The following is a 25,293-nucleotide window of genomic DNA, read 5'->3' as shown; positions in this document are numbered from 1 at the left end:
ATTATATTCCTTTCAATAAAACCTGAATTGCTTCATTATATGAATAAATGAAAAAATCAGATAATTCACGTTTTTCTTCAACAAGTTCTTTGCTAAAATCATCATCAATAGCAACAACTCGCATTCCTGCCCTTTTTGCTGCTAACAATCCATTAGGTATGTCTTCAAAAACAATACATTCCGATGGATGAACACCTAAATCTTGTGCGACCTTTAAGAAAATGTCTGGATGTGGTTTTCCTTTATTGACTTCACAAGATGTTCGAACAGAATCAAAGTGGGATTCAAGTGCATACTTTTGAACAATCATTTGTGCTAACTCTTTTGAATTGCTTGTTCCAATCCCCAACTTAATATCTCGGTCACGCAAATGTTGTATAAATTCCAATACATTTTCTTTTAATGGCACTCTATTTTGATAATAGTCTGCCGCCATTGTATTCCATTCTTCTTTAATGGTTTCAACATCATCTTCAATGACAAACCGCTTTTTAAAATATGCTGCAGTTTCTGAGAAACTCATTCCTTCGATGGATTCTTGCAAATCCTCTGGTAATTCAAGATTATGCTTGGCTAAATAGTCTATATCGATGGTTTTCCATAGCCACATAGAGTCAACCAATGTTCCATCCATATCAAAGATAGCCGCTTTTATTTTATCAAACATCTTTCACCTCTTATTTTCTTTCACGTAATTGCAATATTTCTTCTTGCGTTAATTCGCGATATTCACCTTCAGCTAATTGAACATCGAGTTTCACACTGCCCATCTGAACCCTTTTTAGTTCAAGCACTTCACATTCACAGGCACTAAACATGCGTTTAATCTGATGATACTTTCCTTCTTGAATAACCACTTCAACATCATATGGTTGCTCCGTATCCTCTATTTTTTTTAACGTGGCGGGTTGTGTTTTGTATCCATCATCAAGCTCTATCCCCGCATAAAATGCATCAATAATGCTTGGGGTAATTTCCTTATCAAGTTTTGCATGGTATGTTTTATTCACATGTTTTTTTGGTGCTAACAGATCATGTGCCAATTGCCCATCATCTGTTATAATCAAAAGTCCTGTTGTATCTTTATCTAATCGTCCTACCGGAAATAAATGACGTCTTTGTGGATGTTCTATATAATCCATAACCACTTTATGGTGTTTATCCTCGGTTGCTGTAATACAATTTTTAGGTTTATTGAGCATCAAATAAACTCCCGATTGGTACGTCACTTTTTGTCCGTTACATTCTATATCGTCAATAGTAGCATCAATCTTCACATCTATTTTATTAATTAACGTTCCATTGATATAAACATTGCCTTTTTGAATAAGCTTTCGAACATCTCTTCTGCTACCAATTCCCTGATTACTCAAGAATTTGTCAATTCGCATTATTGTATTTTTTTCTTTCATCTTTTTCCTCGTTTTCCATTTGTCCTTTTGAACCAAATATAAAACCAATGGATTGTCCATTGGCTTTATAAACTCTGCACTCGATATACTTCTGCAATATTATCTAAGTGTTTGTTAAATGCAACAAGCTTATCGAGATTTCCTTCTTCCCATAACCGGTAAAATTCATCTTGCAATTGATCAAGCTCATGCACATCATCACACTTTTTCTTAATGTTTTGTAAATTATTCAAAATATCCGCAATAATATTTGACTTGTACTGGAACGAACTCTGCGCATCCATGATTTCATCCCGAATCTTTGACATCTCTTGATCGAGCATATGCGCTGCCTCTGCCGAACGAATCAAGCGATTTTGAATAGCAACCGGAATATTATGCCCATATTTATATTGAAGCGAATGCTCAATCGTCGCCCAAAAATTCATGGCAAGGGTACGTATTTGTATCTCTGCTTGTATCCTTTTTTCTCCTAATGCAGTATGCACATTATAGTATACTATAATATGGTAGCTACGATATCCACTCTTTTTTGTGTTTTGGACATAATCTTTTTCATATTTTACTTCCATATCATTACGTGCATGAATTAACTGCACCACACGGTCAATATCTTCAACAAATTGACAAATAATGCGTATACCAGCAATATCCTCAATTTCTTCTTCTATATAAGACATATTTAACTGTTTCTTTTTTGCTTTATCTAAAATACTAGATATTTTTTTTACACGTCCTGTTACAAATTCAATTGGTGAATAGGTTCCAAGACGGCGACTTTCATTAACAATACTCTCAAACTTTATAACAAGTTCATTGACTGCTTGTTCATAAGGAATCAATATCTCCCGCCACATATAGGTTTCCATACATCTTCTCCTTAAATAGTATATTCCTATATTAACACAGAACGGATTTTCTTTCAATTTGAATCTTTTTCCAAATATCTGTTGACTTCTTGTGATTTATACCTTAGAATATGTAGGTATGCAAATGTGATTGTATCGTAAGTTTCTACCCCACTAGATTCTTGCGTTTATCTTATTGTACTCACCCTCTATTTGTACAATAATATAAGAAATTTATTTTGGAGGTGAAATCATGGCTAATATTAAATCTGCTAAAAAAAGAATTAAAGTTATCGCAACAAAAACAGCTCATAACAAAAGCATTAAATCACGCGTAAAGACAATTATTAAAAAAGTTGACGTCGCTGTAGCTAATGGTGATAAAGCAGCTGCAAACGTAGCTCTTACTGAAGCAATCAAAGCTATTTCAAGTGCAACTTCTAAAGGTATTTTCCATAAAAATACAGCAGCAAGAAAGATTTCTATTTTAACTAAAGCTGTTAACGAATTAAAATAAGCACATAAATATCAGCCACAGATTTTCTGTGGCTTTTTTATTATGCTTTTTTATCTGTATAATCAACTTTGTTCTAAAATAAATATCTCTATTCCCATAGTAAGGTCCATTTTACCCTGTTTAAATTGGTATTCCAAATCAAGTAAACGCGCCAATATTTGGCGCAGTGTTGCCAAATCAAATTGACGGCTTTGTCCAATAAGTTTATTGACAACAAAAGGCGGTATCTTAAGTTCTGATGCCATGTGTTGTTGTCCCATTTTACCTTGAAGCATAAGTTTGATATTATGAATAAGCATCATTTGTCTTGATATCATAAAAAGTATACGTGTTGGTGGTTCTTTTAAAGAAATCATATCCTGATATAAGTATAGCGCGATTTCACGTTTTTTGCTTCCGATGGCATCGACTAGTTCAAATATCTTGGCCTCAATATGCTTTGTTGTAACTTGTATTATATCTTCTCTTACGACAATTTCTTCTCCCACACAATAATCAATCACCTTGGATAATTCTTGCTCTATTGTGTTCAATTCATATCCTACACGTTCAATAAAAAATTTTGCGTCACCTGTACTGATTTTTAGTTTTTCTTTGGCCAGGCGTCGTCCTATATGATGAATCAGGGCACTTTCATTGAGGTGCTTAAAATCATAAAATGCTCCCAACTTATTTATTTTTTTATATAATTTGCTGCGTTTGTCTATTTTGTCTTCGACAACAATACAAATTGCGGTCTCCCCTAATTGATCCAACTTGCCTGCTAGCTGATTTGCCTTCTCCTTATTTTTACTGTTAAACAAATCCATGTTCCACAAAATCACTACACGTTTCTCCGCAAAAAAGGGCAACGTTTCAAGACTTCCAATAACCACTTCAAAATCTTTTTGATCCACCGTATATTGATCAAGGTTCATCATCGAATCTTGTCCTTCAAAAACTTTATCACATATTCTTTTGACATACACATCAAGCAGATATTTTTCTTCCCCTGTAAATAAGTATGTTGGTTGAAATATTCTATTTTTTATATCTTCTTTTAACTGTTTCATCATTATTCCTTCTTAAATGCGTCTTTATTTTTAAATGTTTACGATTTATACTAACCTCTATCATACCATAATCCATAGTGAGATACACGGGAATTTTTAATTTGTTATATCGTGCAATGACCTCTTGGCTAGGATGTCCGTGCCTATTCTCCCCGACACTAATAATGCCTACTGTCGGATGTGTCCTTTCTAAAAATTGTTGCGAGGATGAAGTTGCTGAGCCATGATGTGCTACTTTTAATACATCCATTCCATAAATATCTACATCCTTTTTTTCAATAGCTTCCTCTACGTCAGCCTCTATGTCACCCGTAAATAATATCTGTTGTTGCCATGTCTTTAATTCTAAAACCATGGAGTTTTTATTTTCATCTTCTTCATATTCTGTTTCCGAAAAAGGATAATGACAGACAAATTTTATGCCATCACCTAAAAACACATCTCCTTCTTTAACAAAAATCAATTCTGTATTTGTTTGTTTACACTTTTTGATTAGTTCATTTAAAAGTACATGTTCTTGAAGTTGCTGTTCATCTTCTACAATGCTCTTATATACATGACTTACTGCTACTTTTTTTATCTTAATCTCATCAAAAAGTTCTAACACGCCTTTGATATGATCATAATGCATGTGGCTTATAAAAGCTACATCTATATTATCAATCCCTTTATATAACAAAAACGGATAAATAACACGCATTCCCATATTGTTTTCTTCATCCATATACCTATTGCCTCCACCATCAACGAGAAATGTCTGTTCGTTATGGGTAATCACACATGCATCGCCTTGACCTACATCTAAAAAAAACAGCCGTGTTGTATCTTTTTGATACATGATAACGATACTATGCATCATTATAAAAATAACACTGAATATCCCAATTATTTTTAACAGTATACGGCAGCAGTACAAGGTTTTTTTCTTGAGAATTTTGTCCTCGTGTTGACGTCCAACTTTAATCATCTTCTCCTCCCTTCATATGGCAAATAAAAATAAGAAGAATGAGTCCCGAATAATATAGCAAAACACTTGGTAACGATAATGCTCTGTGGTTCAAAAAATTATACTTATGATTAAAGAATTCAATAACCGCTAATATATAAGACGAAAAAATGGTTGCCGTCCCTGCCAAAAAGCGTCCAAGCATCTGATGGATAAAACTTGCTCCAAGTGCGATTATCGATGCTGTATAAAACAAAGGAATACTGGGTAACACAAAAATATTTACGATGAAACTAGATAAGGAAATCCCTCTAAAAAAATATAGGAGAATGGGAAATGTCATCAGCGAAATGCTAAAGCTAACATTGAGTGAGTCTAGAATAAAACGGATAAGGAATTTTGTATGAAGCGACTGATATGATCTCTTCAAAATCGGATAAAGAAAAAATAAAGCAAACACCGCTCCGAAGGAAAGCATAAAGCTTATAGAAAACAACACATAAGGTGTTATAATAAGAAAAGCACTTAAGATTAAAAGAAGCATACGGTGACGATTATATGTATAATCATATGCAATCGAAAAAATCAAGCTTGTTCCCAACGCAATGGCACGAATAGCACTAACAATAAATCCAAGCATCCATATATATATAACTAAGAGCAAAAAAACCAGCCATAATCTATATGTTTTTGGCAATAACAAGCTTCTAAAAAAATACTCCAGACATCCAATAAAAATCATAATATGCAGACCGGATATAGCCAATATATGTGACAATCCATGGTTTGAGTATTTTGTTACAATATCAGCATCTAATGACGACTTATCTCCTAAAATCATTGCTTTTAGCAAGCCATACTCTACTTTTCCAAAACACTCTGCCAATTGTTGCTCAATTTTTTTAATACTGCGCAATCGAATAAATGCACTTTTTTTCTTCAGGCTGCTGATAAAATGTTGTCTTGAGCTTTGCTGTACTACAATCTTTTCTAAATGCTCATAGTCAAATGCCCCAAAAGCTTTTTTGCCCATCAAATAAATAAGCGGGTGGGTCTGCCCCGGATTTCTTGGATACCATGCTTTTTCAAATTGTCCCTGAAGACGGTATTTTTGATGTATGTATTTATGTTTTTCTTGGTTGAGATTTGGAAAATATTTAGATTGCTGCTGTTTATTTAAATAAAAATAACCGGTATAATTTGCTAGAGAAGCGGTCTTCATCGGCTTTAGAATTGTAAAATGACATGAATATCCATATTGAGTTTGCCGGATATCATTTATTTGAACTTCTATTTCTATTGAATCTATGGATTCAATATATTCTAGTGCCTCAAAATAGGCATCCGTATATTGCCATACACGAATTATAGATAATAATACAAGTAAAATATGTATACTATACTTTTTCAGGATATATCTTTTGATTCACATCACCTCCTATTATTGAACAAGTTGAAAGTTTTTGCTTAAAGGTACATTTAAAGGAAATGTTCCTTGAAAGTTATCAACGATTTCACCTTCAACTAAAATCTGAACCTTCGAAATATTACTCAGTTCAGTCAGTGTATTAACAATCCCATAAATTGCTACCGGGCTTGTAATGCCTTCAGGCAGGTATGAGGTTAAAAATTGTTCGTTAAAGTTCACATAGCATGTCGTATCATGAATTTGCACATCCAATACTTTGGTCTCTTCCGGCAAAAACTGACATGACGATTCTTCAATTAAGTATTCTACTATAAGCTCTTCTTTGTGCTTGTTCGGGTGCAACGTTATTGTCACTTCTTTTTCTTTTAAATATCGTCGATTATCTGCAGGACAATAAATAGTAAATTGAGTATCCACCGTAGTATTTGCCGATGCATACATGGATAAATAGACATCTTCATTTCGCATTCGTCCAATACGATTCCCCATTTGATCAATAAGGGCCTCTTCCCCCACAACAATTTCTACCGAGCTTATCATATCAAAGGATGTCAGACTCAGTACCAGCGAACTTCTTGCGATTAATTCTTCCAACGAATTCATCTGAGCATAAGCCTCATTAAAATTCAAAAGCATATTCCCCTCACTAAATACGTAGTACTCAAGCTCCACTTCTTTTTTTAATGTTGGACTTAATGATGAGCTTTTGGCACCTTGGGATAACATGTTAAGTACATAGTGTGTCACTTGATTGACATTTTGAATATCAATAATATCTTTTAAATACAAATCCACCGGTTCAATATCCAGCGTCTCTTCATTAAACAAATAAATCTGTGCTTCGCTACTGGATTGAAGAAAACGATTAGATGAAGCTTGACATCCGGTAATCATCAAAAAACATAATCCAAGTAGCAGTATTTTTTTTACCATTTTTTACTCCTCTTCATACGTTCGTTTAATATGTTTAATTGGCATCGTCACAATAAATTCTGTCCACTGACCAAGCTCACTTTTACATTTTATACTTCCTTGATGCATATATATGGTTTTTTGAACAATTGATAATCCAAGACCCGTTCCGCCCGTATCTCTTGACCGGGTTTTGTCCACTCGATAAAACCGTCTAAACACTTGATCAATATGTTCTTGAGAAATTCCTTCCCCTGTATCTTTTATTTTAATGAAAAAGTTTTTAAAATCCGTATCTAAACTCACATTAATATACCCATATTCCTTGTTATACTTAATGGCATTTTCAATAAGATTGGTAATGGCAAGTTCCATTTTTGTATCATCTATTTCCGCTTGAACATTTCGATAGCTTTCAAAAAGCATCTGTATATTTTTTAAGTCTGCTAAAGGTTTTAAGCGCTTCATCACATCCACGATTAACTGATTAACATCCACTTCTTTAATACGTAGTGAATTATCCTTTTTATCTAAAGTCACCAACGTCAACAAATCATTAATAATCTTTGTCTCGCGATTCACCTCTTCATTGATATCATATAAAAACTCTTGATAAATTTCGATGGGGGTATCGGGTTGATGTATTAACGATTCTGCCAATACTTTAATTGAACTCATCGGTGTTTTTAACTCATGACTTACATTGGCAACAAACTCTTGGCGATGACTTTCAATCGCTTCAATGCGTTCAAACATATGATTAAATGCTGTTGTTATCTCTTCAATCTCTGTATTCCCTTTAATTTGAACTTTTTCTTCAATATGTCCATCGGTTATACGGTTAATATGATCTAACAATTGTCTGAACGGTCGGTTAAAGGATCCGCTCAGATAATAACTAAGCATAAAAATAATCACCGTTAATCCAACAATGAAAAACAGTGCAATATTCCATAAATATTTAATCGAATATGTAATATCATTAAAAGAATCTGAAACAACAACGGCTCCTAAAACTGTTTGATAATCCAAATCAACAATAGGAACGGTGACAGCTCCAATATTCATCTCTTCTAAAAATGTATATGAACTTTTGCCACGCAGCGCAGATAACACTTCTGCATTGACAAGGGACTTCCCTTCGTCAAGATGATTCGAATCAAACAAAATGCTTCCATTTCGGTCAATAATCATTCCTCGTCCACTAACACTTGCTTGAACAGTCATTAAATAGGAATTATTGTGTTCATCAGAAAAATAGCCTGTTGTCACAAGGCTAATAGCAATTGTATTGGCTTGTCGATATAGCTCACGTTTTTTTTCTGTCAAATAGCGTTGTTGTATTGTAAAGATAAATGCAATTGACAAGACGATTGTTGTAATAATACCTATAAGCATAAAGCTCATAAATAACTTAACACGTATACTTTGAAAGCGCTTATTGTTGATAATAATAACCCACTCCCCATTTAGTATGAATGTATCTAGGCTCACTAGGAACTTCTTCAATTTTTTCACGTAACCTTCGCACATGCACATCAACAGTACGTGCATCTCCAGGATAATCATAATCCCATATAATGCTTAATAACTGATCTCTTGAATAGACTTTATTTGGATGTGTTAAGAATAATTCCAACAAATCAAACTCTTTTGCTGTTAGATTCACTTCACTTTCTTTGACAAAAACACGTCGACTTTCCTTTTGAATTTCAAGGTCACCTTTATGAAGTGACTTCATTTGATCTTCACTTTCATTATTGACATATTTGTTTCTTCGAATAATCGCTTTAATTCGAGCTTTCAGTTCAAGTACATTAAACGGTTTGGTCATATAATCATCTGCGCCAAATTCAAGTCCCAATATTTTATCCATATCTTCGCCTTTAGCCGTCAGCATAATAATTGGAACCGTGGAAAATTCCCGAATATTACGGCACACTTCCAGTCCATCTTTTTTAGGAAGCATGACATCCAAGACAATCAAATCATATTGATGATTCTTGGCATAATTTAAGGCTTCTTCCCCATCATATGCACTATCAATATCATACCCCTCTTGTTCTAAGCTAAATCGTATTCCTTTTACTATTGTTTTTTCATCATCCACCACTAAAATTCTCTTTTTCATGATAACCATCCTTATTCTATTTTAAATGGATATTTGTTCCTTTATATTCTCAAAAGTATTTTTTTTGATTCCTGGAACTTCCATTATATCTTCTATTTTTTTAAACATACTATTGTTTTTTCGATATGCGATAATCGCTTTGGCCTTTGCTAAACCAATTCCAGGAAGCTGTGTTAATTCTTCTTCAGATGCAGTATTAATATTAATTCGCGCATCTTCTGGTTGTGTTTGTTCACTCCATGTTAGCCCTATGGTTTTGACTTCGTCTTGCGTGGGAAAATATATACTCTCACCATCTACAAGTACACGGGCTAAGTTAATATGTCCTTGCTGCGCCTCTTGCGTCATTCCTCCCGCTAGTTCAAGTGCCTCATATACGCGCGCGCCTTCTTGAAGTGAATATACACCTTCATTTGTAACACTACCGCATATATAGACAACAATATCATTATGGACGATTTCTTGAGTAATGTCTAGCTCTGCATCCACATTTTCCTCATCAAGATGATTAATATCCGTATCAATAACGCCTTCTTTTGTTATACGTTCATCATTTTCAATCTCCGATTGAAAAACAACGGCATCCGTCGATGCCATCATAATATATATAATCCCTGAAATCAAGACGAATAATAAACCGGCACAGACAAATATAGCTTTACTTTTTATCATAAATAATAGTCTCCTTTATATTCTACAAAATAAATCAATTACATACAACAATTTATATAAAAATATGTTAAAATAATAGAGAAAGAACGAATTTAACTTTAGTTAATTAAAAGGATGGTGTACAATGAATTCTTATGGATTTTCTCGTGTTGCAAATGGAATTCCAATAATAAAATTAGGGGATATCAACTATAACCTTCAACAAATAAAAAATATATATGATCAAGCATGTAATCACAATGTCGATTTAATTATTATGCCAGAACTGTGCATAACCGGTTACTCACTGGGAGACTTACTGCATCAGTCTAGTGTATTAAATCATGCAAAAAAAGGACTTGATGAGTTACTCAACTACTCACTTGGCCGACATACAATACTTGTTGTGGGTCTACCGATGCTTATAGATGAATCTGTGTATAACGTGGCCGCCATAATATATCAAGGAGAACTTCTAGGCATCGTTCCAAAAAGTTACCTTCCCACTTATAATGAATTTTATGAAAGTCGTTGGTTTGGTCGAGCAGAACATCTAACTATTGATACCTTAACTTATAATGAAAAAACAGTTCCTGTAGGTGCCGATCTTGTTTTCAAGAGTAAAAAAGCCCCTTATCTGTCTTTTGCAATAGAGATTTGTGAAGACCTGTGGGCACCGGTTCCTCCAAGTACCTTTACTGCTTTAGCCGGTGCTTTAGTTATTGGCAATCTTTCTGCAAGTAATGAACGAATAGGTAAATATGAATATCGTCGCGATCTTGTTAAAGGTCAGTCAGCTCGACATTTTTCTTCGTATGTTTATTCATCATGCGGTTATGGGGAATCTACAACAGACGTGGTCTATGGCGGACATGCACTTATTGCAGAAAACGGAAGAATTCTCGTTGAAAATAATCGCTTTGAACTTAAAAACCAGTTCCTATATCACGATATTGATCTCGATCATTTAAGATACGATCGTCTACACTCTAGCACGTATAGAGAATGTAAAAAAACATTAACCTCCGAGGCAGTATGTCGAACCATCCATTTTGATCAAGGCGGTATGCATCGTGATATCATTCATAATATTCCAAAGCATCCATTCGTACCCTCATCCCAACATGATCGTACACTACGGTGTGAAGAGATCTTTAATATACAGACACATGGTTTGGCAAAACGTTTAAACCATATTGGCGAACCCAAGGCTGTTATCGGTATCTCTGGTGGATTAGATTCTACTCTTGCTTTACTTGTGACTGTAAAAACATTTGATTTACTCAACCGCAAAAGAAAAGATATTATTGGTGTCACAATGCCGGGATTTGGGACAACCGGACGCACGTATAAAAATGCTATGGACTTAATGAAAGCTCTTCACATTACTATTCTTGAAGTGCCTATTTCTGATGCTGTCACACAACATTTTAAAGATATTGATCATGATATTAATACACATGACATTACGTATGAAAACTCTCAGGCACGTGAGCGTACAAAAATCCTTATGGACTTAGCGAATAAATATAAAGGTTTGGTGATTGGTACCGGTGATTTATCCGAATTAGCGCTTGGCTGGGCAACCTATAATGGGGATCATATGTCCATGTATGGTGTCAATACCTCCATTCCTAAGACACTCGTTCATTATCTTGTCGAATGGGTCTCTTTACATGAAGAAACTCGAGAAGCCAAACTTATATTATGCGATATATTAAATACACCGGTTTCTCCAGAACTGCTTCCGCCTTCAAGTGATGGCAAAATATCTCAAAAAACAGAAGAAGTCGTCGGACCATATGAATTGCATGACTTTTTCTTATATTACATGATGCGCTTTGGCTATAGCCCGTCTAAAATTATGTATCTTGCAACCCACGCCTTTAAAGATATTTATACATCAACGATCATCTATAAATGGCTATCTGTGTTCTACCGACGTTTTTTTGCACAACAATTTAAACGTAGTGCTTTGCCAGATGGTCCAAAAGTCGGTTCTATTTGTTTGTCTCCACGTGGGGATTTAAGGATGCCAAGTGATGCTGTTGCAACATTATGGCTTGAAGAGTTAGAGTCAATTCATGAACACTATAATTAACTCTATGCTTACTATTATTCATGAAAGCACTTCACTTGACAATAGTACTTCCCCACTAAAAAAATGCACCAATTAAGAGGTATCGCCTATGTTTAAAAAAAGTATGCGTCATGCAATTGATGGCATTATATTCACCTTTAAATCTGAGCGCAATTTTCGTATCCATATTTGCGTTTATTGTTTCATGGTTATTCTTAGTTTGTTTTTAGGCATTAGTATATTGGAGTGGCTTTTTTTGCATCTTGTATCAGCGCTGGTCATTATCTCTGAAATATTTAATACCGCCATTGAAAAAACTCTGGATTGGCTTGAACCCAACCACCATGATGTTGTAAAAGTAGTTAAAGATATATGTGCGGGTGGTGTATTGATTAGCGCCATCGCTGCTGTGATTATTGGATTAATCATCTTTGTCCCACACTTTATAGAACTGTTTAATCTTTAACCTCTCAAAAAACAAAAAAGAATACATAAAAAAGGGCTTGTATTAGTAAATTCATTTACTAATACAAGCCTTTTTTAAATAGCTTTTATTGATTTAATATTAATTTGTTGTACATAGCCTTTGCAGCCTTTTTCCCTGCGCCCATGGCAAGGATTACCGTTGCAGCCCCTGTAACAGCGTCTCCACCTGCATAAACATTGGGAACAGTTGTTTCCATTGTCTCTTCATTAACTTGCAGGCAGTTCCATTTATTCAATTCAAGATTAGGTGTTGCATCGGTTAATAGTGGATTAGGCGTTTGTCCAATTGCAATAATAACCGTATCTGCATCAATGACCTTTTCACTTCCTGGAATTTCAACAGGTCGGCGACGTCCAGAAGCATCCGGTTCTCCAAGTTCCATCTCAATCACTTTCATCCCAGATACTTTTGCATCTTCACCAATAATCTCTAATGGATTGTTAAGTAAATCAAAAATAATGCCTTCTTCAATCGCATGATGAATTTCTTCTTTTCTTGCCGGTAATTCTTCCATACCACGACGATAGACAACATGTACTTCTTTTGCACCTAGGCGTTGCGCCGTTCTTGCCGCATCCATAGCTACATTACCACCACCAACGATAATGGCCTTATCCCCCATTTTTACCGGTGTATGATTGTTCGGAAAATCATAGGCTTTCATAAGGTTAACCCGAGTCAAAAACTCATTGGATGAATATACCCCATTTAGGTTTTCTCCAGGAATATTTAAAAACTTCGGTAATCCTGCTCCACTCCCGATAAACACAGCATCAAAGCCATCATCAAATAAATCTTCAATGTCTAAGGATTTTCCAATAATAACATTTTTTTCAACATGTACCCCTAGATCTAAGACAAGGTCGATTTCTCGTTTAACCAAATCTTTAGGCAATCGAAACTCTGGAATTCCATACATTAATACTCCGCCTAGCTCATGTAGAGCTTCAAACATCACTACCTCAAATCCAAGGCGTGATAAGTCCGATGCACATGACAGACTTGCCGGACCACTTCCCACGATTGCCACTTTTTTTCCATTCGGTTGAATATGTGGCGGTTCAGGTTTTGCATTGGCCATTACCCAATCTGCAACAAATCGCTCAAGACGTCCTATACCTACCGGTTCACCTTTAATCCCTCGAACACAGACGCTTTCACATTGGCTCTCTTGAGGACATACACGTCCACAAATCGCCAGAAGCCCATTATCTTCAGTAATAATATCATATGCAGCCTTTATATTGCCTGCTTTTACTTCTTTAATGAACTCAGGAATCTTTATATTTACAGGACAACCTTTTTTACACGGCTGATGTTTACATTCAATACAACGATTGGCCTCTTCCATCGCTTCTTCCAATGTATAGCCTAAAGCAACCTCTAAGAAATTCTTATTACGAATTAGCGGGTCTTGTTCTGTCATCGGTGTTTTTGTCATTTTCATATTAGCCATTTTTTACACCATCCAATCGACATGCATGTTTTTCTTCTGCCACAAAATGTGCTTGACGTTGCATTGCTTCATCAAAGTCCACTAATAGACCATCAAAGTCCGGTCCGTCAACACAAGCAAACTTGGTCTCATTACCTACCGTAACACGACACCCTCCACACATTCCTGTTCCATCAATCATGACTGGATTCAAAGAAACACCTGTTGGTATGTTCAAAGGTTTAGTTATATCAACAACAGCTTTCATCATAATCAATGGACCAATCGCAATCACTTCATCATATTGTTCCCCTTTGTCAATGAGCTGTTTTAACACATCCGTTACAAACCCTTGATGCCCTAAAGATCCGTCATTTGTAGCATAGTAGACATTATCACATATTTTATTAAACTCATCTTTGAGAATGACAAGATTTTCATCGCGTCCGCCAAGGATGACATCAACTTTTGTACCCATTGAAGCCATTTTTTTAAGTTGCGGATATAAAGGTGCGCTTCCAACACCTCCACCAATTCCAAGGACACGTTTATGTTTTTTCATTGGCGCCGCTTTTCCAAGGGGCCCTACAAAATCAATAAGTTCATCCCCCACTTGCTTTTGTGCCAACAATTGCGTTGTATAGCCAAGAACTTGGTATACAATAGAAACCGAATTTTTTTCTCGGTCAAAGTCCGTAATCGTTAGTGGTATACGTTCACCGTTTTCAGCAACACGTAATATAATAAACTGCCCCGGCTCGCATTTTCTTGCAACAAAGGGAGCCTCGATGACCATCTTTTGGACGACATCATTTAAAATTTCTTTTTCTAAAATTTTATACATGTTTATTTCCTTTCGTTATTCCCTTTATCCTATTAACTTCCCAAATTATAACACCAATATTTCAAGAATTCAATAGTCCCTTAATATTCAACGATAAAAGTCAATCGTATCGTAGTCGATTGGTTGTTGACTACGTTTTGTCTGCAAGGCTTTTATATATGCCTCTACCGTATCTAAACATGTAAAATTCGGTATGTTCAAGTGTTCTGCCAAACTCCTGAGTTTAAAGCCGTTACGTCCTACATCTTTTCCCTTTGTCGGGATATTGATCATCATTGTTATGGTTTTGTCTTTCATCAGCTCTTGAATCGTTGTCAATGCACTTCCATCAACCGATGTGACTTCGATAGCGTGTTGATCCAAATACGCCGCACTTTTCTTTGTGGCCATTAATCCGAAGCCTAGTTTTTTAAACGCCTTAGCATATTTTAACATTTCAGGTTTTGCTTTGTCTGCAACAGATATCAACACATTCCCCTGTTCCGGGAACGAAAATCCTGCCCCTAAAAATGCCTTTAGCAACGCTTTTTCATAGGATGTATCTATCCCTAAGACTTCTCCTGTGGACTTCATCTCAGGTGTCAAGGCTGCATCTACATCATGTAGTTTGACAAAGGAAAAAACTGGCGCTTTTACAGCAACAAGATTAGTGGTCGCTAACAAACCTGTTCCATAAGTTAAATCTCGAAGGCGTTTACCTAAAATCACATCCATTGCAATACGCACCATTGGAATCTTAGTCACTTTACTTAAAATAGGTACCGTTCGAGAAGCTCTAGGATTTACTTCAATAATATAGACATGTTTGCCTCGAACTACAAATTGAATATTTACAAGTCCACTTACTTGCAATGCAATAGATATTTTTTTCGTATACTCAACAATGGTTTGAATAATTTCTTCACTTAACGTTTGCGGCGGATAAACACAGAAGCTATCTCCCGAGTGCACGCCAGTACGTTCAATATGTTCCATAATCCCTGGAATCAATACATCTTCACGATCACAAATTGCATCGACTTCCACTTCAAGTCCTTCGATGTATTCATCAATAAGAATTGGATGCTCCGTCGATAGTTCTGTCGCTTCACGAACATACTCTGATAGTTCACGATCGTTATAGACAATCATCATCGCTCGACCGCCGATGACATATGACGGACGTACAAGGACCGGATAACCTATCTCCTGTGCTGCATCAACCGCTTGTGCGATTGAGGTGACTGCCGTTCCCTTAGGTTGAGGAATATGTAATTCTCGAAGTAAACGCTCAAAACGTTGACGATTTTCAGCAACATCAATAGCTTCAACAGATGTTCCCAAAATCTGCACACCGCGGCTAACCAGCTTTGGGGCTAGATTAATGGCTGTCTGTCCACCAAACTGTACAATGACGCCTTTTGGCATTTCTTTACGTATAACATTATAGACATCTTCAATAAACAGGGGTTCAAAGTAAAGTTTATCTGATGTATCAAAGTCTGTGCTCACTGTTTCAGGATTGTTGTTGATAATGATAGATTCATATCCAAGTTCTTGAATCGCCCATACTGCGTGGACTGAACAGTAGTCAAATTCTATACCTTGACCTATGCGAATAGGTCCCGACCCGATAACAATAATTTTTTCACCACGGCTGATGACATTTTCTTCTTCTTGTTCATATGTTGAATAGTAATACGGCGTTGATGATTCAAACTCTGCGGCACACGTATCTACCATTTTATAGACAGGATACATTCCATGGGCTCTTCGAATGGCATCAATAATTTCATATGTATTACCCGATAATGCAATAATTTCTGTGTCTGTAAAGCCCATTTTTTCTGCTGTCTGTAAAAGTTCTCCCGTCATCGGCTCAGTTGCTAACTTTTGCTCTATACGAATTATATTGTGTATTTTTTCTAAAAACCATGGGTCGATCTTTGTGAGTTCATGAATATAATCTACACTTAATCCATGTCGAAGAGCTTGTGCAATAACAAAGATACGATCATCATCGACATCAACAAGATTTTTTTTCAACATGTCTAACGACCAATTCGACATATATTCTTTTCTCAACCCAGTTTCTTTACCTTCAAGAGAGACCACTGCTTTGAGCAATGAGCTTTCAAAGGTTCGATCAATTGCCATGACTTCGCCTGTAGCTTTCATCTGAGTTCCTAGTCGACGATTCGCGTAATCAAATTTGTCAAAAGGCCATTTAGGTATTTTGGTTACAACATAATCAAGCGCTGGTTCAAAAGATGCTTTGGTTTTTTTTGTCACCGAGTTTGGTATCTCATGAAGATGCAAACCCACAGCAATTTTAGCTGCGATTTTGGCAATCGGATAACCTGCAGCTTTTGAAGCAAGAGCCGATGATCGACTTACTCGTGGGTTAACTTCAATAACGATGTATTCTTTACTTTTAGGATTAAGCGCTAATTGAACATTGCATCCACCTTCGATTTTTAATGCACGAATAATTATCACACTGGCTTGACGCAACATATGGTATTCATTATCTGTTAGTGTTTGTGATGGCGCTACAACAATACTATCGCCTGTATGAATCCCAACCGGATCAAAGTTTTCCATATTACATATAATAATGCACGTATCATTTTTGTCACGCATGACTTCATATTCTATTTCTTTCCAACCAGCCACGGATTGCTCTAAAAGCACTTGATGTATTCGGCTATGCATAAGCCCTGTATGAAGCACTTCTTTTAATTCTTCTAAATTATTGGCAATACCACCACCTAAACCTCCCATCGTATATGCTGGTCGAACAATAATTGGGAATCCAATCGTCTCTGCAAACGCCAATCCTTGCTCAATAGAACTTACAATTTCACTTCCAGGAATCGGCTCGCCAATGGCTATCATAAGATTTTTAAACTCTTCTCGGTCCTCAGCCTGTTTAATGGCTTCAAGCTTGGTCCCAAGCAGTTGTACACCATACTTGTCTAAGACTCCGGCTTCCGTCAATTCCACCGCCATATTCAAGCCTGTTTGTCCTCCAAGGGTTGGCAACAAGCCATCCGGGCGTTCTTTACTAATAATATATTCTAAACTTTCTACGGTTAAGGGTTGGATATATACATGGTCTGCAATATTATCATCGGTCATGATAGTTGCGGGATTACTATTGACAAGTACAACCTCAAGCCCTTCTTCTTTTAGTGATTTACAGGCTTGGGTTCCCGCATAATCGAACTCTGCAGCTTGGCCGATAATAATAGGTCCCGAACCGATAACCATAACTTTTTGAATCGATTTATCTAATGGCATCTGCTTTTTTCCTTTCGATTTTGTCTAACCACTCTTTAAAAATTACTGTTGCATCTGTCGGTCCAGGTCCTTCCTCAGGATGAAACTGAACCGATTCTACTGACCATTTTTCACTGATTATCCCTTCAACGGTATCATCATTCACATTAATATGAGTCAATTGAAGATCTGATGGGATCGTGTTTCGATCAACGGCGTATCCATGATTTTGTGCTGTCATATATACTTTTTGTGTTCTTAAGTCCAGTACCGGATGGTTACTACCTCGATGGCCAAATTTAAGTTTATATGTATCCCCGCCAAGACTGAGCGCAAGAATTTGATGTCCCAGACAAATACCAAATAATGGCATCTGACCTTTTAAGGCCTTGGCTAAGGCAATAGCTTCAACGCATTCTTTAGGGTCTCCCGGACCATTGGAAAAAAGAATGGCATCAAACATGTTCACTTCAATGTTCTCTATCGATATATCCGATGGAAAAACCGTCACTTTGCATTGATGGTCCAAAAGCTGTTGAACAATTCCTTGCTTTATACCAAGATCAATAACGCCCAGGTGCATTTTACCATTTCCTTTTGTAGGCATATATTGTATCACCGATGGTGTTGAAACTTTTTTAACAATATCCCTTGGAAACGTATAGGCTTTTATCCCTTCTTGCAACTGTAAAAGACTCAGTGAAGCATCCGTTGTAATAACCGACTTCATTGCCCCATGATTTCGAATGCGTTTAGTAAGCATGCGGGTATCTATATCATATACCCCCATAATATTATTCTCAGCCAAATAGCCTGCCAAATCGGTCTGCATCTGCCAATGGCTAGGATGGGTACTATATTCTTTTACAATAAAACCCGAAACTTTAATCGAAGTCGATTCCATATCCTTGGCATTAATTCCATAGTTTCCAATAAGGGGATAAGTCATCGTCACAATCTGGCCTGCATAGGAAGGATCTGTCAATATTTCTTGATACCCTGTCATACCTGTATTAAAAACGACCTCACCATAGACTGTCCCCTGGCTTCCAAAGCTTTTTCCTTCCAAAAGCGTTCCATCTTCCAGCATTATGCGTGCAATCATAACAACACCTCTCTTAAGGTCTGCATACATATGTCAATATGTTCTTTGTGGACAACTAATGGCGGGACAAAACGTATAACATTACTACCTGCGCCTACAATCAACAACTTTTTTTCATACGCTTTTTTTACAATAGCACTCGGCTGCTCATCAATAACAATCCCTTGCATTAGTCCCATTCCACGAACTTCTTTGACTGAATCAAACTCTTCTTTTAGCCTATTTAATTGTTGGGATAAATAGGCCCCCATCGCCTGCACATGGTTTAAAAAATCTGGCGACATGACATTATCAAGGACCACATTTACAGCTGACATTGCTAATGGATTTCCACCAAAAGTTGCGGCATGGTCTCCGGGCTTAAATCCTTTGGCAACTTCTTCTGATGCTAACATCGCCCCAACCGCTACCCCTGCGCCAAGTCCTTTAGCTAAAGCTATGATATCCGGCTTAATATCATAGTGCATATATGCACAAACCTCACCTGTTCGTCCAATCCCCGTCTGAACTTCATCAAAAATAAGTACGCATCCATTTTTATCACACAGCTTACGAGCAGCTTCGATATATTCTCTCTGAGCAGCAATTATGCCGCCTTCCCCTTGAATAACTTCCATCATGATTCCACAAGTCTTATCTGAAATTGCTTCTTCTAGAGCTTTAATATTGTTGTATTCAACGTGTTTTATACCTGGTAGCAAAGGGTTAAGTCCCTCTTGGTATTTTGTCTGCCCCGTTGCTGAAATCGCTCCCAAGGTACGCCCATGAAAAGAATTTTTCATAGTAATAATTTCATAGCGCTCTGGATTCCCTTTAAATTTAGCATATTTTCTCGCCAACTTTAACGATGCTTCAACAGCCTCTGTTCCTGAGTTACAAAAGAACACGCGGTCCATTTGTGTTGCCTGAGTTATTTTTTTCGCCGCTTTAAGCTGTTCATCATTAAAATATAGGTTAGAGCAATGCAAAAATTCATCCACTTGTTTATGAAGGGCTTGCCTTAGTCCTTGGTGGCTATAACCAAGGGCATTAACTGCAATTCCTGCAACAAAGTCTAAATAGCGATTTTCCTGTTCATCTACAAGATATAGTCCTTCTCCATGAGTGAACACATTTGGTAATTGATTATATGTGTGCATTATATATGATTTATTCGTTTCCATAGGCGCCTCCTTATAAGTCTTTTCCAAACATTGTTCCTACACCATTTTTAGTAAAAATTTCAAGCAATAGGCTATGCTCAACTCGTCCATCTAATATATGAACATTTTTTACCCCTTTTTCAATTCCTTCAACGCAACACATGACTTTTGGAATCATCCCTCCGGAAATCACGTTTGTATTAATATAGTGGTCCACTTCATCAATATTTATTTTTGATATAAGCGAATTACTGTTGTCAACATCGCGTAAAACGCCTTCCACGTCTGTCAAAAAAATTAATTTTTCAGCATCTAGGGCTCCTGCAATAGCACTTGCTGCAAAATCCGCATTAATATTATACGTGGCTCCATCCACATCCGTTCCAATCGGAGCAATGACAGGTATAAAATCATTGTCCAGCAATGAATAGATTAATGTTGTATCTACTGAACTTACTTCCCCGACAAAGCCTATATCTTGCCCTTCTACGTATTTCTTCTTGACCTTTAGCGTCTTTCCGTCTTTACCTGAAATACCAACCGCATTAATATCATGATTTTGAATTAATTGCACAACATCTTTATTTACCTTGCCACTAAGCACCATCTCAACAACCTCGACCGCTTCTTGTGTTGTCACGCGAAGTCCATTAAAAAATTCCGTCTCTATACCCATGCTTTTTAAAGTAGAGGAGATTTCTTTTCCACCGCCATGGACAATCACCGGTTTAAAACCGACGAGTTTCATAAGGACAATATCTTCAATCACTGTTTCTTTAATCTTATCGTCCACCATTGCTGAACCACCATATTTTATAACAACAATCTTTCCATTAAATTGTTTGATATAAGGAAGTGCTTCAACTAAAATCTTTGCTTTTTCAATAAGTTTTTCCATCTTAATCCTCCATCATGTTCTATACTCGCCGTTAATTTTTACATATTCATAACTTAAGTCGCATCCCCATCCAGTCACCTGTGCATCTCCCTGGTGGCAATCAACAACCACTCGGATTTCCTTTTCCTTTAATATCTCTAGTGCATATTCTTCATCAAACCCTATGGGTTGTCCTTCTTGAAGAAGTTTTATGGCACCTGCATCACTGATGTAATCGACATCAACTAAATTCGGATTAAATTCTGCCCCTGAATAGCCAAGAGCACATAAAATTCGTCCCCAGTTCGCATCTTCTCCAAAAAAAGCCGTTTTGACTAAGTTGGATGTTATCACTGCATGAGCCATCTTTCGTGCCTCGTGTTTATCATGCATATTTTTTACTGTGACTTCAATAAATTTGGTTGCACCTTCACCGTCTTTAACAATCAACTTAGCCAATTCCTGATTAAGTTGATAAAAAGCTTCTTGAAAAACAGTGTATTCTTTTGTCCCTTGTAAAATAGCCGTATTTTTTGCCATACCATTAGCTAACACAAGCACCATATCATTGGTTGATGTGTCGCCGTCCACACTAATCATATTGTATGTATCATCAATAGTCTCTTTTAAGAGTACTTGTAACGTTTCTTGATCAATCGCTGCATCTGTTGTAATAAAAGAAAGCATCGTCCCCATATTCGGATGAATCATTCCAGAACCTTTCGCCATCCCAGAAATGGTCACTGTTTTCTCTCCTAATTTTATCTGAAGGGATTTTTCTTTGACAAATGTATCTGTAGTCATAATACCTTGTGCCGCTGCAGATGCATAGTCACGCTCTGTGCCATAGTCTGCTGTAATAGATTTAATCCCGTCAAGAATCTTATCCATTGGCAACACTTGACCAATCACTCCTGTTGAGGCAACTAAAATATTCTCTTGATTTTTTCCCATATGCTCTGCATAAGCTTTCGCCATAAGCTTAGTATCTTGATACCCTTTTTCTCCGGTACATGCATTTGCATTCCCACTATTAATGATGATTCCTTGAATTGCCTTTTTTTGTTCTAATAATTCCATGTTCCATCGAACCGGAGCAGCCTTAACTATGTTTTTAGTGAATACACCTGCATATGCACAGGGTTTATCTGAAAATAGCATTGCTAAATCTTTGTTCTTCCGTTTGACTCCGCAGTGAATACCTGCCGCATTAAATCCTATAGGTGCCGTAATTCCATCTTTTATCCATTTCATAACGCATACTCCTTTTTTACTTTTTTATTATTATACATTTCATTTAATAATTATGCAAGTTGATTTCGATTTTTTTTGTCTATTCAAATGAATTATGGTACAATTAGAGTTCATAAAAATATATAAATCGATCATGAGGTGAGGTATTGATATGCTGGATTTTATTCAATCATTTACGTTTGACTATGCATTGTTTATCACATTAAATTTAGTTTTATCAACAATTGTTATTTTATTGGAGCGCAAAAATTCTACAGCTGCTTTGGCTTGGCTTTTCTTCTTGAATTTGGTTCCAGGTATTGGCTTTTTTTTCTATATCCTCTTGTCACAAAATATTTCCAAGCGAAAAATTTTTGCTTATTCTAAAGAAGAAGAACGCTTGTTTGGAAAAGTCCTTAATCAGCAAAAACATGCTATTAGCGAAGATCAATTTGAATACAGCAATGATGAGACGCATCAATATAAGGATATGATTCTCTTCCATAACCGCTTATCTAATGCGCTTTTGTCAACCAATGACCATGTTGATATCTACAACAATGGTCATGATTTGTTTCATCAATTGTTTGAAGATATTTCTAATGCTAAGGAACACATCCATTTACTTTATTTTATCATAAAAAATGATGAGCTTGGCAATAAGCTCATCAACCGTCTTATTCAAAAGGCAGCTGAAGGCGTTGAAGTCCGTCTGCTTGTTGATCATGTCGGTGGTCGTACACTTTCCCGAAAGCTAATCCGAAAAATTAATGCCAGTCAAATACAACTAGCTTTTTTCTTTCCTTCAAAATTAAAATATTTTAACTTGAAAGGAAACTATCGCAATCATCGAAAAATCGTTGTTATCGACGGAACCATCGGATATATCGGCGGATTAAATGTTGGGAATGAATATATTGGCAAGAGCAAGCGCTTTGGCTATTGGCGAGATACCCACTTACGTCTATGTGGAAACAGTGTCTTATCCCTACAACTACGCTTTATCCTTGACTGGCGTAATGCATCTAGTGAAAAATTAGCAACAACCGCTAAATATCTGCGTCAAGTTGCTTCAAATTCAAAGACAGCGATTCAAATTGTTTCTTCTGGACCTGATAACATCAACCAACAAATTAAGCAAGGTTATCTTCAAATCATTCACAAAGCACAAAAATATATTTACATACAGACACCTTATTTTATTCCTGACGAAAGTATTCTTGAAGGATTAAAAATCGCAGCCGCTTCAGGCGTGGATGTTCGAATTATGATTCCTCAAATGCCTGACCATCCGTTTGTCTATTGGGCAACCTATTCGTATTGTGGTGACTTGATTCCCTATGGTGTTAAGTTTTATATCTATGAACGGGGATTTTTACACTCAAAAATGATTGTTTCAGATAATACTATCGCCTCTGTTGGTTCATGTAACTTTGACATTCGTAGCTTTAAACTAAACTTTGAAGCCAATGCTTTTATCTATGAGCGTCGCACTGCCATTGGACTTCGAAAAGAATTTGATGAAGATTTACGTTATTGCCGCCCATTAACCCAAACAGTTTATGACAAACGCTCTTTTTGGATCAAATGTAAAGAAGCAATCTCCCGCTTGTTTTCACCTGTTCTATAAGAAAAATAAAACAGAAAAGCCCTTGCATATTTATAAATAATAATGTATAATCAATCAAAACAAAGAAATAAGGAGGCATTTTTATGAATAAGAAAGTTATTTTGGCATATTCTGGTGGATTGGATACAACGGTTATCATTCCTTGGTTAAAAGAAAATTATGATTATGAGGTTATTGCCGTATGTATTGATGTTGGACAAGGCAAAGAACTTGACGGTTTAGAAGAACGCGCTTTAAAAACAGGTGCGTCAAAATTATATATTGAAAATATTACAGATGAGTTCATTGATGATATTGTGATTCCCACAGTGCAAGCCAATGCAGTTTATGAAGGAAAATATCTGCTCGGCACCTCTATGGCAAGACCTGTCATCACAAAGCGTCTCGTTGAAATCGCATTGCAAGAAGGCGCTGAAGCCATTTGTCATGGGGCTACAGGAAAAGGTAACGATCAAGTACGTTTTGAACTTACCATTAAAGCACTTGCTCCTCAACTAAAGATTATTGCTCCATGGAGAATTTGGGATATCAAGTCTCGTGAAGATGCCCTCGCCTACTTGGAAGAGCGAAACATCGAAGCTCCTATGAAGAAAAAAGACAGCTATAGTCGTGACCGTAACTTATGGCACCTCAGTCATGAAGGTCTTGATTTGGAGGATCCTGCAAATGAGCCTAATTATGAAGAGTTATTGCAAATGGGCGTCACTCCAGAACAAGCTCCAGATGAAGCAACCTACGTAACTATTGATTTTGAACAAGGTGTTCCCAAAAAATTAAATGGCGAAGCCATGAAAGCTTCTACAATGATTGAAAAGCTTAATGAAATTGGTGGAGCAAATGGCGTCGGACTTATTGACATCGTTGAAAACCGTGTGGTTGGAATGAAGTCACGTGGTGTATATGAAACACCTGGTGGAACCATTCTTTACTTTGCACACAATGAATTGGAATATCTGTGTTTAGACAAGCAAACAATTGCGTACAAAAATCAAGTGGCTATCAAGTTTGCTGAATTGGTATATTCCGGCGAATGGTACACTCCACTACGTGAGGCATTAACAGCTTTTGTGACTGATACCCAAAAGACAGTTACTGGTCAAGTTAAGTTAAAACTCTACAAAGGAAATATTATTCCTGCAGGTGCAACAAGCCCATACTCACTTTATAATGAAGACATCGCAAGCTTTACCACTGGAGATCTATATGATCATCATGATGCAGAAGGTTTCATCAATCTCTTTGGTCTACCTTTAAAAGTACGTGCGATGATGAAGCAATTAAACGATAAAGAATAGTTGAGG

Annotated in this window: 22 protein-coding genes; 5 read left to right on the top strand and 17 right to left on the bottom strand. The window is 36.5% G+C overall.

Translation table 11 applies throughout. The features are described from left to right. Window position 1: 1 nt before the first annotated feature. The 3 genes from QBE53_07935 to QBE53_07925 all read right to left on the bottom strand — a co-directional run bounded on the left by QBE53_07935 (window position 2) and on the right by QBE53_07925 (window position 2,281). A complete protein-coding gene (locus QBE53_07935) occupies window positions 2-667 on the bottom strand; it encodes an HAD family phosphatase (protein ID WZL83029.1) in 666 nt (221 codons plus the stop codon). Between the two features lie 10 nt (window positions 668-677). Then, on the bottom strand, window positions 678-1,412 hold the full coding sequence (locus tag QBE53_07930) for a pseudouridine synthase (GenBank protein WZL83028.1): 735 nt from the start codon (window positions 1,410-1,412) through the stop codon (window positions 678-680). 65 nt (window positions 1,413-1,477) lie between these two features. After that, window positions 1,478-2,281 (bottom strand): GTP pyrophosphokinase family protein, encoded by an 804-nt coding sequence (locus QBE53_07925; protein ID WZL83027.1) that lies wholly within the window; start codon window positions 2,279-2,281, stop codon window positions 1,478-1,480. Window positions 2,282-2,513: 232 nt separating this feature from the next. Between QBE53_07925 and rpsT the strand changes: the two genes are divergently transcribed. Further along, a complete protein-coding gene (rpsT, locus tag QBE53_07920; GenBank protein WZL83026.1) occupies window positions 2,514-2,777 on the top strand; it encodes a 30S ribosomal protein S20 in 264 nt (87 codons plus the stop codon). A 62-nt stretch (window positions 2,778-2,839) separates the two neighbouring features. On the opposite strand, the gene holA is transcribed toward rpsT, so the two are convergent. From holA to QBE53_07885, 7 genes are all read right to left on the bottom strand, one after another. Further along, complete coding sequence (gene holA, locus QBE53_07915) at window positions 2,840-3,832, bottom strand: DNA polymerase III subunit delta (GenBank protein ID WZL83025.1); 993 nt, start codon at window positions 3,830-3,832, stop codon at window positions 2,840-2,842. Further along, window positions 3,798-4,796, bottom strand: coding sequence for an MBL fold metallo-hydrolase (locus QBE53_07910; GenBank protein ID WZL83024.1), 999 nt, complete (start codon window positions 4,794-4,796; stop codon window positions 3,798-3,800). The genes holA and QBE53_07910 overlap by 35 nt, the downstream gene beginning before the upstream one ends. Further along, a complete protein-coding gene (locus QBE53_07905; protein WZL83023.1) occupies window positions 4,789-5,997 on the bottom strand; it encodes a ComEC/Rec2 family competence protein in 1,209 nt (402 codons plus the stop codon). Before QBE53_07905 ends, QBE53_07910 begins: the two co-directional genes overlap by 8 nt. Before the next feature lie 219 nt (window positions 5,998-6,216). Then, window positions 6,217-7,137, bottom strand: coding sequence for a GerMN domain-containing protein (locus QBE53_07900; protein WZL83022.1), 921 nt, complete (start codon window positions 7,135-7,137; stop codon window positions 6,217-6,219). Window positions 7,138-7,140: 3 nt separating this feature from the next. After that, on the bottom strand, window positions 7,141-8,634 hold the full coding sequence (locus tag QBE53_07895; GenBank protein ID WZL83021.1) for a HAMP domain-containing sensor histidine kinase: 1,494 nt from the start codon (window positions 8,632-8,634) through the stop codon (window positions 7,141-7,143). Continuing rightward, entirely contained in the window at window positions 8,555-9,247 is a 693-nt protein-coding gene (locus QBE53_07890) for a response regulator transcription factor (GenBank protein WZL83020.1), read from the bottom strand. Before QBE53_07890 ends, QBE53_07895 begins: the two co-directional genes overlap by 80 nt. A gap of 21 nt (window positions 9,248-9,268) precedes the next feature. Continuing rightward, window positions 9,269-9,919, bottom strand: coding sequence for a helix-hairpin-helix domain-containing protein (locus QBE53_07885; protein ID WZL83019.1), 651 nt, complete (start codon window positions 9,917-9,919; stop codon window positions 9,269-9,271). A gap of 124 nt (window positions 9,920-10,043) precedes the next feature. On the opposite strand from QBE53_07885, the gene QBE53_07880 reads away from it, so the two are divergent. Beyond that, entirely contained in the window at window positions 10,044-11,999 is a 1,956-nt protein-coding gene (locus QBE53_07880; protein WZL83018.1) for an NAD(+) synthase, read from the top strand. 88 nt (window positions 12,000-12,087) lie between these two features. Beyond that, complete coding sequence (locus tag QBE53_07875; GenBank protein ID WZL83017.1) at window positions 12,088-12,444, top strand: diacylglycerol kinase family protein; 357 nt, start codon at window positions 12,088-12,090, stop codon at window positions 12,442-12,444. An 85-nt stretch (window positions 12,445-12,529) separates the two neighbouring features. Here QBE53_07875 and gltA read toward each other — a convergent pair whose 3' ends face one another. From gltA to argJ, 7 genes are all read right to left on the bottom strand, one after another. Beyond that, window positions 12,530-13,921 carry an NADPH-dependent glutamate synthase gene (gltA, locus tag QBE53_07870; protein ID WZL83016.1) on the bottom strand — a complete coding sequence of 464 codons (1,392 nt, stop codon included), beginning with the start codon at window positions 13,919-13,921 and terminating at the stop codon, window positions 12,530-12,532. Next, window positions 13,914-14,744 (bottom strand): sulfide/dihydroorotate dehydrogenase-like FAD/NAD-binding protein, encoded by an 831-nt coding sequence (locus QBE53_07865; protein WZL83015.1) that lies wholly within the window; start codon window positions 14,742-14,744, stop codon window positions 13,914-13,916. Before QBE53_07865 ends, gltA begins: the two co-directional genes overlap by 8 nt. Before the next feature lie 87 nt (window positions 14,745-14,831). Then, a complete protein-coding gene (gene carB, locus QBE53_07860; GenBank protein WZL83014.1) occupies window positions 14,832-18,026 on the bottom strand; it encodes a carbamoyl-phosphate synthase large subunit in 3,195 nt (1,064 codons plus the stop codon). Continuing rightward, on the bottom strand, window positions 18,013-19,110 hold the full coding sequence (gene carA, locus QBE53_07855) for a glutamine-hydrolyzing carbamoyl-phosphate synthase small subunit (protein WZL83013.1): 1,098 nt from the start codon (window positions 19,108-19,110) through the stop codon (window positions 18,013-18,015). The genes carB and carA overlap by 14 nt, the downstream gene beginning before the upstream one ends. Continuing rightward, entirely contained in the window at window positions 19,107-20,273 is a 1,167-nt protein-coding gene (locus QBE53_07850; GenBank protein ID WZL83012.1) for an aspartate aminotransferase family protein, read from the bottom strand. Before QBE53_07850 ends, carA begins: the two co-directional genes overlap by 4 nt. Window positions 20,274-20,283: 10 nt before the next feature. Then, the gene (argB, locus tag QBE53_07845; protein WZL83011.1) at window positions 20,284-21,150 is read right to left on the bottom strand and encodes an acetylglutamate kinase; all 867 of its coding nucleotides are present in this window, start codon (window positions 21,148-21,150) and stop codon (window positions 20,284-20,286) included. A 12-nt stretch (window positions 21,151-21,162) separates the two neighbouring features. Then, window positions 21,163-22,383 carry a bifunctional glutamate N-acetyltransferase/amino-acid acetyltransferase ArgJ gene (gene argJ, locus QBE53_07840; GenBank protein WZL83010.1) on the bottom strand — a complete coding sequence of 407 codons (1,221 nt, stop codon included), beginning with the start codon at window positions 22,381-22,383 and terminating at the stop codon, window positions 21,163-21,165. A gap of 151 nt (window positions 22,384-22,534) precedes the next feature. Between argJ and cls the strand changes: the two genes are divergently transcribed. Both cls and QBE53_07830 read left to right on the top strand, forming a co-directional pair. Then, the gene (gene cls, locus QBE53_07835; GenBank protein ID WZL83009.1) at window positions 22,535-23,992 is read left to right on the top strand and encodes a cardiolipin synthase; all 1,458 of its coding nucleotides are present in this window, start codon (window positions 22,535-22,537) and stop codon (window positions 23,990-23,992) included. A gap of 83 nt (window positions 23,993-24,075) precedes the next feature. Then, the gene (locus tag QBE53_07830; GenBank protein WZL83008.1) at window positions 24,076-25,287 is read left to right on the top strand and encodes an argininosuccinate synthase; all 1,212 of its coding nucleotides are present in this window, start codon (window positions 24,076-24,078) and stop codon (window positions 25,285-25,287) included. Window positions 25,288-25,293 lie beyond the last annotated feature (6 nt).

It is taken from the genome of Vallitaleaceae bacterium 9-2, assembly GCA_038396585.1.
In the GTDB taxonomy this organism is placed as follows: Bacteria; Bacillota; Clostridia; order Lachnospirales; family Vallitaleaceae; genus UBA1351.
The sequence above is the reverse complement of the archived record's forward strand: the minus strand, read 5'-3'. Positions and strand labels throughout refer to the sequence as shown.

Coding starts and splice junctions, on each gene's coding strand:
- QBE53_07935 (WZL83029.1), bottom strand. CDS start 667: ATGTTTGATAAAATAAAAGCGGCTATCTTTGATATGGATGGAACATTG.
- QBE53_07930 (WZL83028.1), bottom strand. CDS start 1,412: ATGAAAGAAAAAAATACAATAATGCGAATTGACAAATTCTTGAGTAAT.
- QBE53_07925 (WZL83027.1), bottom strand. CDS start 2,281: ATGGAAACCTATATGTGGCGGGAGATATTGATTCCTTATGAACAAGCA.
- rpsT (WZL83026.1), top strand. CDS start 2,514: ATGGCTAATATTAAATCTGCTAAAAAAAGAATTAAAGTTATCGCAACA.
- holA (WZL83025.1), bottom strand. CDS start 3,832: ATGATGAAACAGTTAAAAGAAGATATAAAAAATAGAATATTTCAACCA.
- QBE53_07910 (WZL83024.1), bottom strand. CDS start 4,796: ATGATTAAAGTTGGACGTCAACACGAGGACAAAATTCTCAAGAAAAAA.
- QBE53_07905 (WZL83023.1), bottom strand. CDS start 5,997: ATGAAGACCGCTTCTCTAGCAAATTATACCGGTTATTTTTATTTAAAT.
- QBE53_07900 (WZL83022.1), bottom strand. CDS start 7,137: ATGGTAAAAAAAATACTGCTACTTGGATTATGTTTTTTGATGATTACC.
- QBE53_07890 (WZL83020.1), bottom strand. CDS start 9,247: ATGAAAAAGAGAATTTTAGTGGTGGATGATGAAAAAACAATAGTAAAA.
- QBE53_07885 (WZL83019.1), bottom strand. CDS start 9,919: ATGATAAAAAGTAAAGCTATATTTGTCTGTGCCGGTTTATTATTCGTC.
- QBE53_07880 (WZL83018.1), top strand. CDS start 10,044: ATGAATTCTTATGGATTTTCTCGTGTTGCAAATGGAATTCCAATAATA.
- QBE53_07875 (WZL83017.1), top strand. CDS start 12,088: ATGTTTAAAAAAAGTATGCGTCATGCAATTGATGGCATTATATTCACC.
- gltA (WZL83016.1), bottom strand. CDS start 13,921: ATGGCTAATATGAAAATGACAAAAACACCGATGACAGAACAAGACCCG.
- QBE53_07865 (WZL83015.1), bottom strand. CDS start 14,744: ATGTATAAAATTTTAGAAAAAGAAATTTTAAATGATGTCGTCCAAAAG.
- carB (WZL83014.1), bottom strand. CDS start 18,026: ATGCCATTAGATAAATCGATTCAAAAAGTTATGGTTATCGGTTCGGGA.
- carA (WZL83013.1), bottom strand. CDS start 19,110: ATGATTGCACGCATAATGCTGGAAGATGGAACGCTTTTGGAAGGAAAA.
- QBE53_07850 (WZL83012.1), bottom strand. CDS start 20,273: ATGGAAACGAATAAATCATATATAATGCACACATATAATCAATTACCA.
- argB (WZL83011.1), bottom strand. CDS start 21,150: ATGGAAAAACTTATTGAAAAAGCAAAGATTTTAGTTGAAGCACTTCCT.
- argJ (WZL83010.1), bottom strand. CDS start 22,383: ATGAAATGGATAAAAGATGGAATTACGGCACCTATAGGATTTAATGCG.
- cls (WZL83009.1), top strand. CDS start 22,535: ATGCTGGATTTTATTCAATCATTTACGTTTGACTATGCATTGTTTATC.
- QBE53_07830 (WZL83008.1), top strand. CDS start 24,076: ATGAATAAGAAAGTTATTTTGGCATATTCTGGTGGATTGGATACAACG.